This is a genomic window from Sphingobium sp. 15-1 (assembly GCF_013375535.1).
Taxonomy (GTDB): domain Bacteria; phylum Pseudomonadota; class Alphaproteobacteria; order Sphingomonadales; family Sphingomonadaceae; genus Sphingobium; species Sphingobium aromaticivastans.
Window position 1 is genome coordinate 611076 of sequence record NZ_JABXJG010000001.1, and the last position, 16577, is coordinate 627652.

General features: G+C 63.7%; 18 protein-coding genes. 6 read left to right on the top strand and 12 right to left on the bottom strand.

Features of this window, described 5'->3' with window-relative positions; genetic code table 11:
• Window positions 1–332: 332 nt before the first annotated feature.
• Together purQ and purS are read right to left on the bottom strand one after the other, a co-directional pair.
• The gene (gene purQ, locus HUK72_RS02820; RefSeq protein WP_176595435.1) at window positions 333–1007 is read right to left on the bottom strand and encodes a phosphoribosylformylglycinamidine synthase subunit PurQ; all 675 of its coding nucleotides are present in this window, start codon (window positions 1005–1007) and stop codon (window positions 333–335) included.
• Between the two features lie 3 nt (window positions 1008–1010).
• Window positions 1011–1241, bottom strand: a complete 231-nt coding sequence (gene purS, locus HUK72_RS02825; protein WP_100236998.1) for a phosphoribosylformylglycinamidine synthase subunit PurS — start codon at window positions 1239–1241, stop codon at window positions 1011–1013.
• Window positions 1242–1366: 125 nt separating this feature from the next.
• On the opposite strand from purS, the gene HUK72_RS02830 reads away from it, so the two are divergent.
• Window positions 1367–1516 (top strand): hypothetical protein, encoded by a 150-nt coding sequence (locus HUK72_RS02830; protein WP_176595436.1) that lies wholly within the window; start codon window positions 1367–1369, stop codon window positions 1514–1516.
• Between the two features lie 57 nt (window positions 1517–1573).
• Window positions 1574–2326 carry a sulfite exporter TauE/SafE family protein gene (locus tag HUK72_RS02835; RefSeq protein ID WP_176595437.1) on the top strand — a complete coding sequence of 251 codons (753 nt, stop codon included), beginning with the start codon at window positions 1574–1576 and terminating at the stop codon, window positions 2324–2326.
• Between the two features lie 18 nt (window positions 2327–2344).
• Here the strand turns inward: HUK72_RS02835 and purC are convergent, their stop codons facing one another.
• The 6 genes from purC to HUK72_RS02860 form a co-directional block, all read right to left on the bottom strand.
• Window positions 2345–3127 carry a phosphoribosylaminoimidazolesuccinocarboxamide synthase gene (gene purC / locus HUK72_RS02840; protein WP_176595438.1) on the bottom strand — a complete coding sequence of 261 codons (783 nt, stop codon included), beginning with the start codon at window positions 3125–3127 and terminating at the stop codon, window positions 2345–2347.
• Window positions 3128–3269: 142 nt separating this feature from the next.
• A complete protein-coding gene (locus HUK72_RS27125; protein ID WP_255325598.1) occupies window positions 3270–3398 on the bottom strand; it encodes a hypothetical protein in 129 nt (42 codons plus the stop codon).
• Window positions 3399–3429: 31 nt separating this feature from the next.
• Window positions 3430–4833 (bottom strand): alpha,alpha-trehalose-phosphate synthase (UDP-forming), encoded by a 1404-nt coding sequence (otsA, locus tag HUK72_RS02845; RefSeq protein ID WP_176595439.1) that lies wholly within the window; start codon window positions 4831–4833, stop codon window positions 3430–3432.
• Window positions 4834–4858: 25 nt separating this feature from the next.
• Complete coding sequence (locus HUK72_RS02850; RefSeq protein ID WP_255325599.1) at window positions 4859–6664, bottom strand: glycoside hydrolase family 15 protein; 1806 nt, start codon at window positions 6662–6664, stop codon at window positions 4859–4861.
• A 68-nt stretch (window positions 6665–6732) separates the two neighbouring features.
• Complete coding sequence (gene otsB / locus HUK72_RS02855) at window positions 6733–7497, bottom strand: trehalose-phosphatase (RefSeq protein ID WP_176595440.1); 765 nt, start codon at window positions 7495–7497, stop codon at window positions 6733–6735.
• A 70-nt stretch (window positions 7498–7567) separates the two neighbouring features.
• Complete coding sequence (locus tag HUK72_RS02860; protein ID WP_176595441.1) at window positions 7568–7732, bottom strand: hypothetical protein; 165 nt, start codon at window positions 7730–7732, stop codon at window positions 7568–7570.
• Window positions 7733–7861: 129 nt separating this feature from the next.
• On the opposite strand from HUK72_RS02860, the gene HUK72_RS02865 reads away from it, so the two are divergent.
• The 3 genes from HUK72_RS02865 to HUK72_RS02875 all read left to right on the top strand — a co-directional run bounded on the left by HUK72_RS02865 (window position 7862) and on the right by HUK72_RS02875 (window position 13102).
• Window positions 7862–8782 (top strand): LysR substrate-binding domain-containing protein, encoded by a 921-nt coding sequence (locus tag HUK72_RS02865; protein ID WP_176595442.1) that lies wholly within the window; start codon window positions 7862–7864, stop codon window positions 8780–8782.
• 196 nt (window positions 8783–8978) lie between these two features.
• The gene (gene parC / locus HUK72_RS02870) at window positions 8979–11267 is read left to right on the top strand and encodes a DNA topoisomerase IV subunit A (RefSeq protein WP_176595443.1); all 2289 of its coding nucleotides are present in this window, start codon (window positions 8979–8981) and stop codon (window positions 11265–11267) included.
• 92 nt (window positions 11268–11359) lie between these two features.
• The gene (locus HUK72_RS02875; RefSeq protein ID WP_176595444.1) at window positions 11360–13102 is read left to right on the top strand and encodes a bifunctional diguanylate cyclase/phosphodiesterase; all 1743 of its coding nucleotides are present in this window, start codon (window positions 11360–11362) and stop codon (window positions 13100–13102) included.
• Here the strand turns inward: HUK72_RS02875 and HUK72_RS02880 are convergent.
• The 4 genes from HUK72_RS02880 to HUK72_RS02895 are packed head-to-tail and all read right to left on the bottom strand — an operon-like array spanning window position 13066 to window position 15996.
• Window positions 13066–14277 carry a CCA tRNA nucleotidyltransferase gene (locus HUK72_RS02880; protein ID WP_176595445.1) on the bottom strand — a complete coding sequence of 404 codons (1212 nt, stop codon included), beginning with the start codon at window positions 14275–14277 and terminating at the stop codon, window positions 13066–13068. The genes HUK72_RS02875 and HUK72_RS02880 overlap by 37 nt on opposite strands.
• Entirely contained in the window at window positions 14258–14869 is a 612-nt protein-coding gene (locus HUK72_RS02885) for a CoA pyrophosphatase (RefSeq protein WP_176595446.1), read from the bottom strand. The genes HUK72_RS02880 and HUK72_RS02885 overlap by 20 nt, the downstream gene beginning before the upstream one ends.
• Entirely contained in the window at window positions 14866–15432 is a 567-nt protein-coding gene (locus tag HUK72_RS02890) for a DUF1285 domain-containing protein (RefSeq protein ID WP_176595447.1), read from the bottom strand. Before HUK72_RS02890 ends, HUK72_RS02885 begins: the two co-directional genes overlap by 4 nt.
• Before the next feature lie 45 nt (window positions 15433–15477).
• Entirely contained in the window at window positions 15478–15996 is a 519-nt protein-coding gene (locus tag HUK72_RS02895; RefSeq protein WP_336950284.1) for an N-acetyltransferase, read from the bottom strand.
• A gap of 127 nt (window positions 15997–16123) precedes the next feature.
• Between HUK72_RS02895 and HUK72_RS02900 the strand changes: the two genes are divergently transcribed.
• Window positions 16124–16507, top strand: a complete 384-nt coding sequence (locus HUK72_RS02900) for a dihydroneopterin aldolase (RefSeq protein ID WP_176595448.1) — start codon at window positions 16124–16126, stop codon at window positions 16505–16507.
• The last annotated feature ends 70 nt before the right edge of the window (window positions 16508–16577 follow it).

Genomic DNA, 16577 nt, shown 5'->3' on the forward strand with positions numbered 1-16577 from the left:
TTCAATCATCCGGCCCTGAGCTTGGATGACTGGCTGAGGATCATGCGTGACCCAAAGGTCACAGCATCTTCAAAAAACATCCTATTCCTCCAACAAACCCCGATTTCGCCTGTCCTATTCCACGCCACCCAGCCTATCCCGCATCCCTCTTTGAAACGTCCGACACATCGCGCCGCCACGCATACGCGCGCCCAGGCACGCGCGCGCATACACTGTGAACTTCGGGGTGAAACGCTCGATAGCGAACATGGAAAAAGGCCAGGAAACCGCAGTTTCCCGACCTTCCATAGCTCCAACTATGCCACTTGGCTCCCCCTGAGGGTCAGCGCCTCTCAGGCCCGCGCCAGCAACCCTTCGACCAGCCCATCGAACAGCCGCCGCCCATCGGTCGCGCCATGCGCCGCCTCGATCACGCGCTCGGGATGCGGCATCATGCCCAGCACATTGCCCGCTTCGTTCAATATGCCCGCGATATTCCGCGCCGACCCGTTGACGCTCTCCGCGTAGCGCAGCGCCACGCGGCCTTCGCCCTCCAGCCGGTCCAGCGTCGCCGCATCGGCAAAATAATTGCCGTCATGATGCGCCACCGGAAAGCTGATCGCCTCGCCCGCCTCATAGCGGCTGGTGAAGGCGCTCTGCGCATTCTCGACCGTCAGCGCGACGTCGCGGCACACGAAATGCCCGCCCGCATTGCGCAGCAGCGCGCCCGGCAGCAGTCCGCTTTCGGTCAGCACCTGGAAACCGTTGCAGATGCCCAGCACATAGGCCCCGCGATCCGCTGCCTTCGCCACCGCCTGCATCACCGGCGAACGCGCCGCCATCGCGCCGGAGCGCAGATAGTCGCCATAGGAAAAGCCGCCCGGCACGCCGATCAGGTCGAGATCATCGGGCAGTTCCGTGTCGCGATGCCAGATCATGGCGGGCTTCGCGCCGGTCGCCGCCTCGAACGCCACGGCGAGGTCGCGGTCGCAATTGCTGCCGGGGAAGACGATGACGGCGCTCTTCATGGCTCAGGCCTTTTCGATGCGGTAGTTTTCGATCACCGTGTTCGCCAGCAGCTTGCGGCACATGGCGTCGATTTCCTCGTCGCTGGTGCCGTCGGCCAGGTCCAGCTCGATCAGCTTGCCCGCGCGCACGTCATTGACGCCGCCAAAGCCAAGGCCTTCCAGCGCATGATGGATCGCCTTGCCCTGCGGGTCGAGGACACCGCCCTTGAGGGTGACGAAGATGCGGGCTTTCATGGGGCAGGGAACTCCGTAAACTTGGCCTTGGCGCACCCCCTAATCCCGGAGCGCCCGGCAGGCAAGGCATTATGCTTTTGTTAGCGACAGCCGCGCTATCCTCCGCGCCGGAGGGTAGGGTTTTCATGGCCGGTCTTGCTTTGGCGATGTTTGTCGGGTTGTTTGCCTTCGGTCAGCAGGTCATGGGCTATGACGATCCCCATGGCCGGGTTCAGCTTGCGCTGGTGGCAACCTTCACCTTTGGCGTATTGATCGGCTATCGCGCGCAAAACTGATCAATCCTGCAGAAAAACATGCTGCCCCCATCGGCGCTCTTGCTTTAGGCGGGCGCCATGAATGCGGAATATCTCTATTATGCCTGCGCCATCGCTGCGGTGATCCTGTCCGGCCTTGCCAAAGGCGGATTCGCCGGAGTCGGCGCGCTCGCCATGCCGATCATGGCCCTGGGAGTCGATCCGGTGAGGGGAGCGGCGATCCTGTTGCCGATCCTGATTCTGCAGGATGCCGTCAGCGTCTGGTCCTTCCGGCATAGCTGGGACCGGCATGTCCTGACGGTCATGTTGCCCGGCATGGCGACGGGGATCGGCCTTGGCTATTTTTTCGCGGCCCAGGTGTCCGAAGTCGCGGTGTTGGGGGTGCTCGGCCTGATTTCGGCGCTGTTCGGCCTGCAGCGGCTCTGGGTCGAACGCGGCGGCGCGATGGTGTTGCCGTCCAGTTCGCCGGACTGGATGGGGGTGCTGTTCGGCGTGGCGAGCGGCTTCACCAGCCAGATCGCCCATGCCGGATCGCCGCCCTTCCAGATGTGGGTGCTGCCCAAGCGGCTGCCCCGCGACATGCTGGTGGGGACGACCGCGATCGCCTTCGCCACGATGAACTGGATGAAGCTCTTCTCTTATGCCGCTTTGGGGCAGTTCACCCGGGCCAATCTGATGGCGACGGCGATGTTGATTCCGCTGGCTGTCCTGTCGACGCTGGCGGGCGTGGTGCTGGTGCGGCGGGTCGATGCGGCGCGCTTCTACACGCTCATCTATGTGCTGATGGTGCTGCTGGGGATCAAGCTGATGGCGGACGCGCTGCTCGCCTGAGCAGCGCGCCGGACTCCATCAATCCTTGCCGCGCTTCTTGCGGTGGGTGTCGAGGTCAAGGACGGTCGTGTCCGCGCCTTCGGGCATCAGGCCCAGGCGGCGGGCGACTTCCTGATAAGCCTCGACTTCGCCGCCCAGATCGCGGCGGAAACGGTCCTTGTCCAGCTTTTCGCCGGTCGTCATGTCCCACAGGCGGCAACCGTCCGGGCTGATCTCGTCGGCCAGGATGACGCGGCTATATTCGCCGTCCCACAGGCGGCCGAATTCCAGCTTGAAGTCGATCAGGCGGATGCCGATGCCCGCGAACAGGCCGCACATGAAGTCGTTGATGCGGATTGCCATGTCGGCAATGTCATGCATCTCGTCCTGCGTTGCCCAGCCGAAGCAGGCGATATGCTCTTCGGACACCAGCGGGTCGCCCAGCGCATCGTCCTTGTAGCAATATTCGATCAGCGTCCGGGGAAGCTGTGTGCCTTCCTCGATCCCCAGCTTCTTGCTGAGCGAACCGGCGGCGACGTTGCGCACCACGACTTCGATCGGCACGATCTCGACCTGACGGACGAGCTGCTCGCGCATGTTGAGGCGGCGGATGAAGTGGGTGGGAACGCCGATCTGGCCGAGTAGGGTGAAGATATGCTCGGAAATCCGGTTGTTGAGGACGCCCTTGCCTGAAATCGTGCCCTTTTTCTGGGCATTGAAAGCGGTCGCGTCATCCTTGAAATATTGGATGATCGTGCCCGGCTCGGGGCCTTCGTAAAGGATCTTTGCCTTGCCTTCGTAGATCTGGCGGCGACGGGCCATATGCGGTTCCTGTCTTCCCAATAATGAATGTGCCCCGGCAAACGCGAATCGGAAAGGATCAGCGGGTGCCGGGGCTGCTTGGGCTGGCCCTTAGACGAAAAGGGGCGGGGGTGCAAATGGATGGGTCCGGAAAGGAAACCCGTTACAATACGTCCCCGAACATGAACCAGATCAGCGCGAGCCAGGCAACCAGCCCGACCGCGCCCAACAGGACGCCCGACCGGGCGCGGATGGCGGCGATCGGGCCGCGTGCTTCTTCTTCATCTTCCATCGCTCCGACAGTAGCGCCCGATGGATGAAAGTTAAGCCGGTTCCGCTTCCGGCTTCACCGCGGCGTTGCGCTCTACCGCCATCAGCCGTTCGGTGAAGCGCTGGCGCCACCAACTTATGTCCTGCTGTTCCACGCTGTCCATCATGGCGCGCCAGCGGCGCTTGCGCTCATCGAGCGGCATGGCGAGAGCGCGGGTGATGGCGTCGGACATCTCCTCCGGGCTGTAGGGGTTGATCAGCAGCGCGTCCTTGAGCTGCTGGGCGGCCCCAGCAAAGCGCGACAGGATGAGAACGCCGGGATCGTCAGGATTTTGCGCCGCCACATATTCTTTGGCGACCAGGTTCATGCCGTCGCGCAGCGGCGTGACAAGGCCGATCTTCGCCGCGCGATAGATGCCCGCCAGCTTGTCGCGGGGATAGCCCTGGTTGACGTAGCGGATCGGCGTCCAGTCGACATCGCTATATTCGCCGTTGATGCGGCCGGCGAGGGAATCCAGCGTTGCGCGGATATGCTGATAGCTCTCCACCTCCCCGCGGGAGGGCGGAGCGATCTGTGTCAGCACGATGTTGCGATGGTGTTCGCTATGGTCCTTCAGGAAGCGGGCATAGCCGTTGAAACGTTCCTCCAGACCCTTGCTATAGTCCAGCCGGTCGACCCCCACGATCATGACGCGATCCTGGAGGGAGCGGCGGACCTTTTCATACATGTCGCTGGCCGCTTCGCTGACGGCAGCATGGGCATATTCCTGCGCGTTGATGCCGATTGGGCAGGCGATGGCCTGAATGGTGCGGTCGCCCAGCGTCACAAAGTCGCCGTCCACGGAGCCGTTCATTTCCCGTTCCACATAATGGCGGAAGGATTCCAGCCATTCCTCGGTATGGAAGCCCACGACATCATAGGCGAAAAGAGCCTGCACCAATTTGCTATGATGGGGGAGCGATACCAGCAGCCGGGTCGGCGGCCAGGGGATGTGCAGGAAGAAGCCCATGCGATTGTCATGGCCCCGGTCCCGCAGCATCCGGCCCAGCGGGATCATGTGATAATCCTGGACCCAGATGACGTCTTCCGGTTCGATCAGCGGGCTGGTGGTGTCCGCGAAACGCTGGTTGACGCGGTTGTAGCCGCCCTCGAAATCGCGCTCATATTCGGCCAGATCGATGCGGAAATGGAACAGCGGCCAGAGCGTCTTGTTGGCATAGCCGTTATAATATTCGTCGACATCCTGTTCTTCGAGGTCGATGGTCGCGGTCTTGACCCCTTCATCCTCGGAAAAGCCGATCTGCCCGGTGAAATTTTCCGTGACTTCGCCGGACCAGCCGACCCAGATGCCCCGGCTTTCGCGCAGGGCCTGCGACAAGGCGACGGCAAGGCCGCCCTGATTGCCGGTCTTGCTGGGTTTGCTGACCCGGTTGGAAATGACTATCAAACGGCTCATGCCAAGCGCCTCCATGCCAAGCGCCTCATCGCATCACGCTCCATGGTTTGCTCAATAGCACGGCGCAGTTGATAATGCCGACCAATGAGTAGGTTTGGGGATAGTTCCCCCATAATTCCCCAGAGACAGGGTCGATGTCCTCCGACAGCAGCCCGGCTGCGGTGCGGCGGGAGAGCATCTCTTCGAACAGGGACCGTGCCTCCTCGCCGCGGCCGGTGCGGTGCAGTGCCTCGATCAGCCAGAAGGTGCAGACGTTGAAGGCGGTGACCGGCTCCCCGAAATCGTCGGGCGCGCTGTAGCGGAGCATGTCGTTGCCGCGCCGCAGATCCTTTTCCAGTGCCGTCAGCGTCCCCACGAACATGGGATTGTCCGCGGTCAGGAAGCGCAGGTCGAGCAGTTGGAGGAGGGAAGCGTCCCGCGCATCATCCTCGAAATTGGCGGAAATGGCATTGCTGTCGGTCCGCCAGGCGGATTGGAGGATGCGGGCCTTCATCACCTCAGCCCGCTCGCGCCAATGGATTTCGCGTTCCGGCAGGCCCATGGCGGTCGCGGCATGGGCGAGCCGGTCGCATGCCGCCCAGCACATGACCGCGCTATAGCTGTGGACATGGGCGCGGGTGCGCAATTCCCATAGGCCCGCATCGGGCTGGTCATAGACCTGCCAGGCACGTTCGCCCACGGCCTCCAGCGCCTCGAAATCCGCCGGGCCGGCCATACGCAGCAGGCGCTGGTCTATGAAGCCCTGGACGGAGGACAGGACGATCTGGCCATAGGCGTCATGCTGGATCTGCGAATAGGCGGCATTGCCGATCCGCACCGGCCCCATGCCCCGGTATCCGGGGAGATTCTGCGCCTCCCGCTCCTCGAGCGTGGCGTTGCCGCGGACGTCGTAGAGCGGCTGGATATGGCCGCCCCGCGCGCCGTCGACGATGTTGCGCAGATAGACGAGATAGCTTTCCAACACGTCCAGCGCACCCAGGCGATTGAGCGCCTCGACAGTATAATAGGCGTCCCTGATCCAGCAGTAGCGATAATCCCAGTTGCGGCCGCTGTCGGCATGTTCGGGGATGCTGGTGGTCAGCGCCGCGACGATCGCGCCGGTTTCCTCATGCTGGCAAAGCTTGAGCGTGATGGCGGAGCGGATGACCGCCTCCTGCCATTCGGCGGGGATGGCCAGGCCCCGGACCCACATCTGCCATTCCAGGATGGTGTCGTCCAGCATCCGCTCCACCGCCGGGCGGAGGGCGTCGGAAAAGCTTTCATCCGGCCCCAGGAAGAAATGCATGTCATGTTCGATCCGGAACCAGCTTTCCTGGCTGATCAGGCCGATAGGCGCATTGGTGGACACGCGCATCGCCATGTAAGACAGCACCAGCCGGATATGGTTGGAGCCGTAGCTGATCGGCACTTTTTCCGAATGCCAGGAGGTGGTCGGGCGCAGCCGGACGCGGACGCGCGGGCTGCCGGAGATCGGCCGGACGATGCGGGCGAAGGCCACCGGACGGTACATGCGGCCCTGATGCTTGTGGCGGGGGCTGAAATCGTAAAGCTCTATCGCATTGCCCTGATCGTCGCTCTGGCGCGTGACCAGGACGGGCGTGTTGCGGATATAATGTTGCTCTATCCGGGTGCAGTTTTCCAGTTCGATGGCCCAGAAGCCGCGTGCCTCCGGCGTGTCCCATGCCGCATCGTCCAGCAGCGCCGAAAAGACGGGATCGCCGTCCACGCGGGGGACGCAGGCCCAGATCATCCGCCCGGCGCGGTCGATCAGCGCCGATGCCTGGCAATTGCCGATGGGCCAGAGGTCGAGCGTGCGCTCGCTGCCGCCCATTCTGTCGTTTTTCTGCGTCGCTATCGGTCCGTCCCCCTTGTTCGTGCACGAAAGGGGCGCCGATCGGATCAGTCGATGCCAGCGACCCCCTCGGCAAGATAATGCCTGACGGCGGCAACCTGTTCCAAAGAGAATGCGGCGAGCGTGGCCCGGGGCGCGCCGACCAGAACGCCCGCGCCGCCCAGAGCACGGGCGACGGCAAAGCCTTCCTCATCCGTCACGTCATCACCGATGAAGACCGGTTTTCCGCCCGCCATCGGCCTGCGCTGCATGAGGCTGTGGACGGCCGTGCCCTTGTCGGCGCCGCCGGGCCGCAATTCGTAGAGCATCTTGCCCGGCTGCAGGGCGAGGCCAAGCCGGTTCGCCAGCGTTTCGGCAAGGTCGCGGGCATCCTGGCCCCATTGCGGAGCGCCGCGAAAATGAAGGCCGACGCTGATCGTTTTGCGCTCGACCAGCAGGCCGGGCTTGTTGGCGGCAAAGGACTGGAAGACGGCTTCGGCCTCGTCGATGGCGGGCAGGCGGGCGGGCGCCTCCGCCGTTTCGCCGGGTTCCGCAAATTCCAGCCCATGGGTGCCCGCCAGCAGAAAGGCGCCAAAACCCAGCTCCCGCAATGTCGCGACGGAACGGCCGCTGACGATGGCGAGGCGGCCGTCCAGCCGATCGCGCAGCCGTTCCAGCAGGGCGAGCAGTTCCTCGTCTACTACAACGCCGTCGGGCGTGGCCGCGATCGGCGCCAGCGTGCCGTCGAAATCGAGGAACAAAGCGGCCCCGATCAGCAGCGCGGGCGGCGGAGGGGGAAGATCGGGAAGAGGGGAAAGACGGGAATCGGACACGCGCGCAAAGTGGCGCCTGGCGCGGAATGTGCAAGCCCCGTCGGACAGCCTTCGCGATTTTTGAGCGGCTTCACCGCCGTTCCTCCGTCCAGGGCGCGGACCAGGCGATGCGATGAAGCGTGCAGAAGGCCTGCATGACGGTGGCGATCAGGCGGGAAAGGGTGGGCAGGCCGGAGGGGGCAGCGGACCTTTCATGGCTGTTGGCGCACAGCCGGGCGTCGTCAGACTGGTGCATGACGGGCTCCTTTTTCCATGCTGGAAGGGCGAAACGCATTTGTTTCGGTCGAATGCCTATCGCTCTTTTCCCTAACGGCCGCCAACAAAAGGATGGACGCTACATATAAGGCTGGCTTATTGATGGGGCATGAGCCAATTGCCGCCCTTGTCCGCCATCCGCGTGTTCGAAGCCGCGGCGCGGATGGAGAATTTCACCGCCGCCGCGCAGGAATTGGGCATGACCCAGGCGGCGGTCAGCTATCAGGTGAAGTTGCTGGAAGAGCGGCTGGGAATCAGCCTGTTCCAGCGGGCGGGGCGGAAGGTCGCGCTGACCGACAAGGGGCGGGAGATCGCGCCCATCCTCACCCGCGCCTTCGATCAGATGCGGCAGGGTTTCGCCGCGCTGACGCAGGACCATTCGACAGTGCTGACGGTCAGTTGCTCCAACAGCTTCGCGCATCTGTGGCTGGCTCCGCGCATCGGGGCGTTCCAGATGCGGCAGCCGGGGCTGGCGGTGCGGATCGATGCGACGGACAGGGTCGTGGATTTCGCCCGCGACGGCGTGGATGTGGCGGTGCGGGGCGGAGAGGGGAGATGGCCGGGGGTGGAAGCGAAGTTGCTCACCCATAATCGGCTGGCGCCCTTGTGCAGCCCCGGCTGGCTGGCGAAGAACGGCCCGATTGCCGATCCGCGCGCCTTGCACGCCATGCCGCGCCTGTCGCCGGACGACATGTGGTGGCATGAATGGTTCGCCGGCGTCGGGGTCGAAGCCGACGACAAGGCGCTGCCGCCCGGCATCGCGCTCGATTCCCAGGTGATGGAGGGGCGCGCGGCCATGGCGGGGCAGGGCGTCGCCATCGTCAACCTCTTTCTCTGGAAAGCGGAGGTGGAGGCCGGGCTGCTGATGGAGGCGGTGCCATCCTATGTGAAGGAGCGGGCAAGCTATTGGGTGGCCTATCCGCCCCACGCCCGCAACACGCCCAAGGTGAAGGCCTTTCGCGACTGGATCGGCGCGGAGTTTGCGCGGGAAATCGCGGCTGATCCGGACGGGCGTTTTCTGCCCCAGTGATATGCGTTGATGTTGTGTGTTCCTGCGAAGGCATTCGAACGAGACAAGTGGCTCGTGAGAACCCAGTTCTGCCCTTGCATAAAATCGCGACCTTCGAACTGGGCTCCTGCCTTCGCAGGAGCACGTTGTAATTAGCCTCACTTTGGTGCCCTAAACCCCGTTTCCGTTTTGTCGCGGCACTGCTATTCCCTCCGCGATGACCGATTTTCGCGACCCGTTCGACGCTATCAAGGATCACCCGTTCGACGATGCGCTGTCCCAGCGCTACCTCGTCTATGCGTTGTCCACCATCACGGCGCGATCGCTGCCCGATCTGCGCGACGGGTTGAAGCCGGTGCATCGCCGCCTGCTATGGGCGATGCGGCTGCTCAGGATGGAGCCGGGCGGCGCCTCGCCCGACGTGCTGGTCGCCAATCCGGCGCGCAACACCACGGCTTACAAGAAATGCGCGCGCGTCGTCGGTGACGTCATTGGTAAATATCACCCCCATGGCGACGCGTCGGTCTATGACGCCATGGTGCGTCTGGCGCAGGACTTCTCGCTGCGCACGCCGCTGGTCGATGGGCAGGGCAATTTCGGCAATATCGACGGCGATAATGCGGCGGCGATGCGCTATACCGAGGCGCGGCTGACGCAGGCGGCGGCCGACCTGATGGCGGGGCTGGACGAGGGCACCGTCGAATTCCGCCCGACCTATAATGGCGAGGATCAGGAGCCGGAGGTCTTTCCCGGCCTTTTCCCCAATCTTCTCGCCAATGGCGCCACCGGCATCGCGGTCGGCATGGCGACCAGCATCCCGCCGCACAATGTTGCGGAACTGATCGACGCCGCCAGCCTGTTGATCGACAATCCGGAGGCGGAGCATGCCGATCTGATGCAGATCGTGCGCGGGCCGGACTTCCCGACCGGCGGTGTGCTGGTGGATAGTGCTTCCATCATTTCAGAGGCTTACACGACGGGGCGAGGATCGTTTCGAACCCGCGCGCGCTGGCACAAGGAGGATGGCGGGCGCGGCACCTGGGTCGCGGTGGTCACGCAAATCCCCTTCCAGGTGCAGAAATCCAAGCTGATCGAGCAGATCGCGGCGCTCATCAACGACAAGAAGCTGCCGATTCTGGCTGATGTGCGCGATGAGAGCGATGAACTCATCCGCATCGTCATCGAACCCCGCGCCCGCACCGTCGATCCCGATGTGCTGATGGACAGCCTGTTCCGGCTGACCGACCTGGAAAACCGCTTCCCGCTGAACCTGAACGTGCTGGATGGCTCGCGCACGCCGCGTGTGCTGGGTCTGAAGCCCGTGCTGATCGAGTGGCTGAAACATCAGATCGACGTGCTGGTGAAGCGCGCCCAGCACCGGCTGGACAAGATCGCGGCGCGGCTGGAACTGCTCGACGGCTATATCATCGCCTATCTCAACCTCGACCGGGTGATCGAGATCATCCGTACCGAGGATGAGCCGAAAGAAGTGATGATGGCTGAGTTCGGCCTCAACGACCGGCAGGCCGAGGCGATCCTCAACATGCGGCTGCGCAGCTTGCGCAAGCTGGAGGAGATGGAGCTGCGGCGCGAACATTCGGAGCTGCTGAAGGAGCGCGACGAACTCACCAAGCTGGTCGAAAGCCCGGCGCGGCAGCGGACGCGGCTGAAAAAAGACCTGGCCGACCTGCGCAAACGCTATTCGCCCGACAGCGATTTCGGCAAGCGCCGCACCTTGGTCGAGGAAGCGGCCCCCGCGCGGGAAATCCCGCTGGAGGCGATGATCGAGAAGGAACCGATCACCGTGATCCTGTCCGAACGCGGCTGGATCAGGGCGATGAGCGGGCATCGCGACCTGGCTTCGGCGGATACGCTGAAGTTCAAGGAAGGTGACGGTCCGATGATCGCCTTCCATGCGCAGACCACCGACAAGCTGCTGCTGGCGACGGAAACCGGGCGCATCTTCACCCTGGGCGCGGACAAGCTGCCGGGCGGGCGCGGCTTTGGCGATCCGGTGCGGTCGCTGGTCGACATGGACGGGACCGGCAATATCGTGGCGCTGATGCCTGCGCGCACTGGCGGCGAATTGCTGCTGGCATCTTCGGATGGGCGCGGCTTCGTGGCGGCGGTGGCCGACGTGATCGCGGAAACGCGGAAGGGCAAGCAGGTCGTGAATGTCCGGACCGGCGCGAAGCTCAGCGTCGTACATCCCGTCGCGCCCGAGGCGGACAGCGTCGCGGTGGTGGGCGAGAATCGCAAGTTGCTAGTCTTCTCGCTGATCGAAATGCCGCGCATGGCGCGGGGGCAGGGTGTGCAGATGCAGCGTTACCGCGACGGTGGATTGTCGGACGCCATTGCCTTTCGCCTATCGGATGGTCTGAGCTGGGCCATGGGTGGCGGCTCGGGCCGGACGCGGACGGAAGCGGACATGACGCCATGGCGTGTCGCGAGAGGCGCTGCGGGGCGGATGCCGCCTACGGGTTTCCCCCGCGATAACCGGTTCTGAGGACTGATTTTTTCGCTGCCGTCATGTCGGATACGGGAATGTCGTTTCCCGAAAATTTACCCATTGGTCCTATCGCCGGACCTATGGAATCCATGTCGATGCGCGATCGGCCGACTGAAATGCCGAAGATCGACCTCCTTGCGGGGGTAGATGACGCGCAACTTTCGCATCGCGTGGCGATAACCGACTGGTTGGCCGCCTTGCCCTATCCTGCAGCAACATTTTCATTTCAGAACAATAGTTTGTCGATGGTGGCGACTAACGCTGCCTTCGGCAATTATTTCAACCCCCGCGGGTCGGAAGAGGCCGAGCGGCCCCACGTCGCGGAGTGGCGCAAGCGCATCGCGCAATGCGTCTTGTCGGAACGCGATTCGGAGGGATTCGAATTGCGCCGCGACGGTGCTTTGGGGCCCGAATATTTTTATTGCACGGTGGGCCGCCTGCCCCAACTGAAGGGAGAGCCCAATCTTTTCCTGTTCACCGCCCTTGACCGCACCAGCGACCGGGCGATCGAAAAGAATTTGCGGCGGGAATTATTGTCGGACGGCCTGACCGCTCTGCCCAACCGAACCGGCTTTGGCGAGGAAATCGAAGACCGGCTGACCAACGCCCCCTGGCCGGACAATGCGCAGTTCGGGATCATCGCGATCGATCTCAGCCGGTTCAGTCGGGTCAATGAGTCCCTGGGGCCGATGGCCGGTGACGAGCTTTTGATCACCGTGGCCAAGCGGCTGAAGTCGGGTCTGCGCCAGGGCGATGTCCTGGCCCGCATAGGCGGCAATGATTTTGCCATTTTTGCGCGCTTGAACAATGGCTTGTCGGACGCTCTTCATATCGTTCAACGCATTCGCGACGCGCTTAGCTATCCCATCAGACTGAGCGATCTGCAAATCCGCGTCGATTGCGCGATCGGCTGCGCCCTGTCGACCAGCCTGCGCGAAGACCCGGAAGACGTGGTGCGCAAGGCGCAGGCGGCGGTGAAGATCGCCAAGCGCAGCGGCAAGGTGGAAATCTACCGCAATGGCGTGTTGAAGGAGGCGCAGCGGCGTTTCTCTGTGGAGAGCCGCCTGCGCGATGCGCTGGCGCAGGGTGGCCTGACTCTGGCTTTCCAGCCGCTCATTCATCTCCAAACCGGAGAAATGACCGGATTTGAGGCATTGGCGCGCTGGGAGGATGAAGAGCTGGGCCATGTCTCGCCCGTCGAGTTCATCGCCGTGGCGGAAGAAAGCGGGCTGATCACGCCGCTGGGTCGCTGGGCCGCCTATGAAGCGGCGCAGGCGCTCAGCCGGTGGGACGCGAAATTCGGCCAGCCGCTGCCGGTGGGCGTCAATGTGAACCTTTCCCCCATTCAGATGGCGCGCGACGATGTCGCCTCCATGTTCGAGGAATCGCTGCGCTATTCGGGCATTTCCGGCAACCGTCTAACCGCGGAACTGACCGAAAGCGCCATCGTGGCCGATCCGGAAAAGGCGCGGAAGCTGTTGTTCGCGCTCAAGGATCTGCAAATGCCGATCGCCATGGACGATTTCGGCACCGGCTATTCGAACCTGGCGAGCCTGCATAGCCTGCCGATCGACATATTGAAGATCGACCGCAGTTTCGTGACCTCCATGCTGGAGGATCGCGACAAGGAAATCATGGTGCGCACCATCCTGTCGCTGGCCGAATCGCTGGGCCTGCACGTGACGGCCGAAGGGATCGAGACGCAGGAATTGGCCCATGCGCTGCAGAATCTGGGCTGCTGGCAGGGGCAGGGCTATTATTTCGCGCGGCCGATGCAGGAAAGCGAAGCCTTCGATTATTGGCGCGCGCGCTGGAATTTCGAGACGGTCTGATCCGCGATCTCGGCCACGCGGGCTTCATCGGGAAAGCCCTCAGCCACCCAGATTTGCTGAACCTCCGCCAGCGCTTTGGCCACGTCCGGGCCGGGTTGCAGCCCGCGCGCGATCAGCGCGCCGCCGCCCAGCGGCAGGCGCGGCGGCGTCCAGTCCGCGAGCATCTTCAGGCCGTCCAGCGGCGCCGACGGATCGATCAAGATGCGGTCGACGGCCCCTTCGACGCCGATCTGAAAGGCAAGGGTGCGGGGCGTCATGCCGGCAGTGCCCCCGTCCAGCGCCGTGATGAGGCGCTTGCGGGCCTTGTTGGACAATTTGAGCCGGGCGCCGACCTGATCGGCGGTGTTCGGATCGGAAGGCAGAAGCACGGCCAGACGGCGCACCGCCGAAGCGCTGGTGCCGGAGGCGGCTTCGCGCTCGATCAGCACCGAAAGGCGGGCAAGCCCGTCCCCGTCGATTTCGGGGATGACCGGCAGCAATATGCCCCCGTCGATCATGAGCTTAAGCGAGGCAAGGGGGCTGCGGATCACCAGCAATTTGAGCAATTCGTCCGCAATCCGCTCCCGCGACAGCGCCATCAGGCTGTTGGCGGCGGCGCGGCAGGCGGCATAGGCCTGCGCATCGGGTTCGTCATGGCCGAAGCGGGCGAGGAAACGAAAATAGCGCAGGATGCGAAGATGGTCCTCCGCGATTCGGGCGTCCGCATCCCCGATGAAGCGGACCCGGTGGGCCTGAAGGTCCGCCACCCCGCCGAAGAAATCCGTGATCTCATGGGTGAGCGGGTCGGCATAAAGCGCATTGATCGTGAAGTCGCGCCGGGCGGCGTCTTCGCGCCAATCGCCGGTATAGGCGATGGTGGCGCGGCGGCCGTCGGTGCTGACGTCGCGGCGCAGGGTGGTGATCTCGACCGGCCAGCCATGGATGACCGCCGTGACGGTGCCATGCTCGATGCCGGTGGGAACGGCCTTGATCCCAGCGGCTTTCAGGCGGTCGATGACTCCCTGCGGTTCAGTGACGGTCGCGATGTCCAGATCGTTCACTTTCAGGCCAAGCAGCCCGTCGCGCACCGCGCCGCCGACGAAGCGGGTCAGGCCTTGTTCGGCACCCAGCGCCTTGAGCAGCGCGTCCAGGCCGGGCCGATGGCGCCACTCGGCATCAGGCAACAGGCTGGTCATGGCCTAGCCTCCGCGACAGATTGGCGAGGATGGCGGCGGTGATGCCCCAGATGCGCCGCCCTTCCCACATGATTTCGTAATAATGCCTATCAACACCTTGAAATTCTATCGATTTCCTGATCCGGTTGGCGGGGTCAAGCGCGAAGGAAAGCGGAACCTCGAACAATTCCGCCACCTCCGCTTCCTGGGGGAAGAGCGGCAGATCGGGCGGGATCACCCCCAGCACGGGGATGATGTCGAAACCGGTAAAGGTATGATAGCGATCCGTCGTGCCGACGATGTCGACCACATCGGGAAGGAGGCCGATCTCCTCCTGCGCCTCCCGCAACGCGCCCGCGATCTCATCCGCGTCATCATCGTCGACGCGGCCGCCGGGAAAGGCGACCTGTCCCGCATGCTTGCGCAATTTCGCAGAACGCTGGGTGAGGATGAGGCCGGGTTCGGGACGGTCGGTGATGGCGACCAGCACGGCGGCGGGGGCCAGGATGAGATCGCTCTCTATGCGCGGATCGCGCGTGTCCGACAGCAGCAGGCGAACTTCGCGCTCATGCCCTTCCCTCAAGGCGGTTCGCAATCGCTCCGCCAGCGTCATGCCGATCCGTCCAGCGCGAAGAAGGCGCCGTCGCTCCAGAGGCCGATGGGATCGGCGCCTTCGTCCAGCGCAAGGTTCATCAGCTCATAATAGACGCTGCGGGCGATCAGCGCCTCCAGCCCGCCGCGCACATGGAGATAGGGGTGCGGCCCGTCCGGCGTCTCGCGCAGCATCAGCGCATTGTCCGGACCGGCGGCGACCAGATCGCCGGTGTTGAGACGAAAGGCCAGGCTGCGTTCCCGGCCCTCGCCCTCGCTCTTGAGCTCTACGGCGACGAAGGGGGCATCCTCCACCTCGATCGAAAGCTTTTCGACCGGCGTGACGAGGACATAGCCGCCGTCCGCCTCGCGGCGCAGGATAGTCGAGAAGAGACGGACCATGGCTTCGCGGCCGATGGGCGAGCCTTGATGGAACCAGGTGCCGTCGCGGGCGATGCGCATATCGCTGTCGCCGCAATGGTCGGGATTCCATTTTTCGACCGGCGGCAGGCGCTTTTCCGCCAGCAAGCGCGCAATATCGGTGAGGGAAAGGCTGGCAAGATCGGGGGGCGGCTCCATCGGCATAGGGTCGAGATAGGAGCCAGCGCGCCCGAAGGCAAAAGGGAAATTTCAGGCCTGGACGGCGATCCGCGGGCTGAGCATGCCCTTGCCGCCGATGGCGCGCCCATCGACGGAGAGCGCCAGCAGGCGGCGCGCTTCGAACGGGCCGGGGCAATCCCAGCCGCCGGTGCCCTGCGCCGAAAAGCCCCAGAACCGGCCATAATATTCCGGATCGCCAATCATCATCAGCGGGTCGCTGCGATGAGCGCGGGCGGCGGTGACGACTGCGTCCATCATGGCGCGACCGTGACCGGTGCCCTGCACCGACGGGTCCACGGCGACGGGACCGACCATGATCAGCGGCGTCTGGCCGCCATCCTCATGGGTGAGGGCGACGGGCCAGCTTTGCAGGGAGCCGATGAGCCTGCCCTTCTCATCCTCGATCCCGAAGGACAGCTCGGGCAGCCAGTGCATGCCGTCCCGAATCAGATAGGCGGTGCGGCCGTGCCGGTCAGGGCCGAAGGCGGCGTCGAGCAGATGCTCGATCGCGTCCTGCGACATGATGTTGAGGGGCACTATAACAGACACGTCTTGCCGATCCGTCCTCAATGGCGCATGGACGCGCCAAGAGCGGCGGGCTTTAGCGCGTGGCTCGCAAAATAAAAGTCTAAACTGGACCCCGCCCGCAGCAGGGAAAGGTCGAATGTGGCGAGCTATGAACAGCGGATTTGACGATTTTCTGACGTTGGAGGTGAATAATCTGGACGTGGATGTCCTGACCGGCATCTATTCGGAGGAGACGCACCTGCCGCAGCCGCTGCGCATATCGATCCGCGCGAAACTGAAGATCGCGGATCATTATGAGCCGGATACGCCGCTGTCGCGCTCCAAAAACTATATGGACCTGAAGCATGCCGCGACCACGGCTTTGCCGGAAGGACAGCATTTCACGCTGATCGAGGCGGTAGCCGACCATATCATCGAGACGATCTTCCTTCAGGACGACAAGGTCAGCCATGTCGAGGTGAAGATCGTGAAACTCGCCCTCAGCGAGAAAGGCGAGGAGATCGGCATCACCATGGGACGCGGGCGGAGGTAGGCTTAAGTCTGACCCTTTCCCAATCGTCATGCTGAACTTGTTTCAGCATCCATTGCTCCTCATGCGCGGC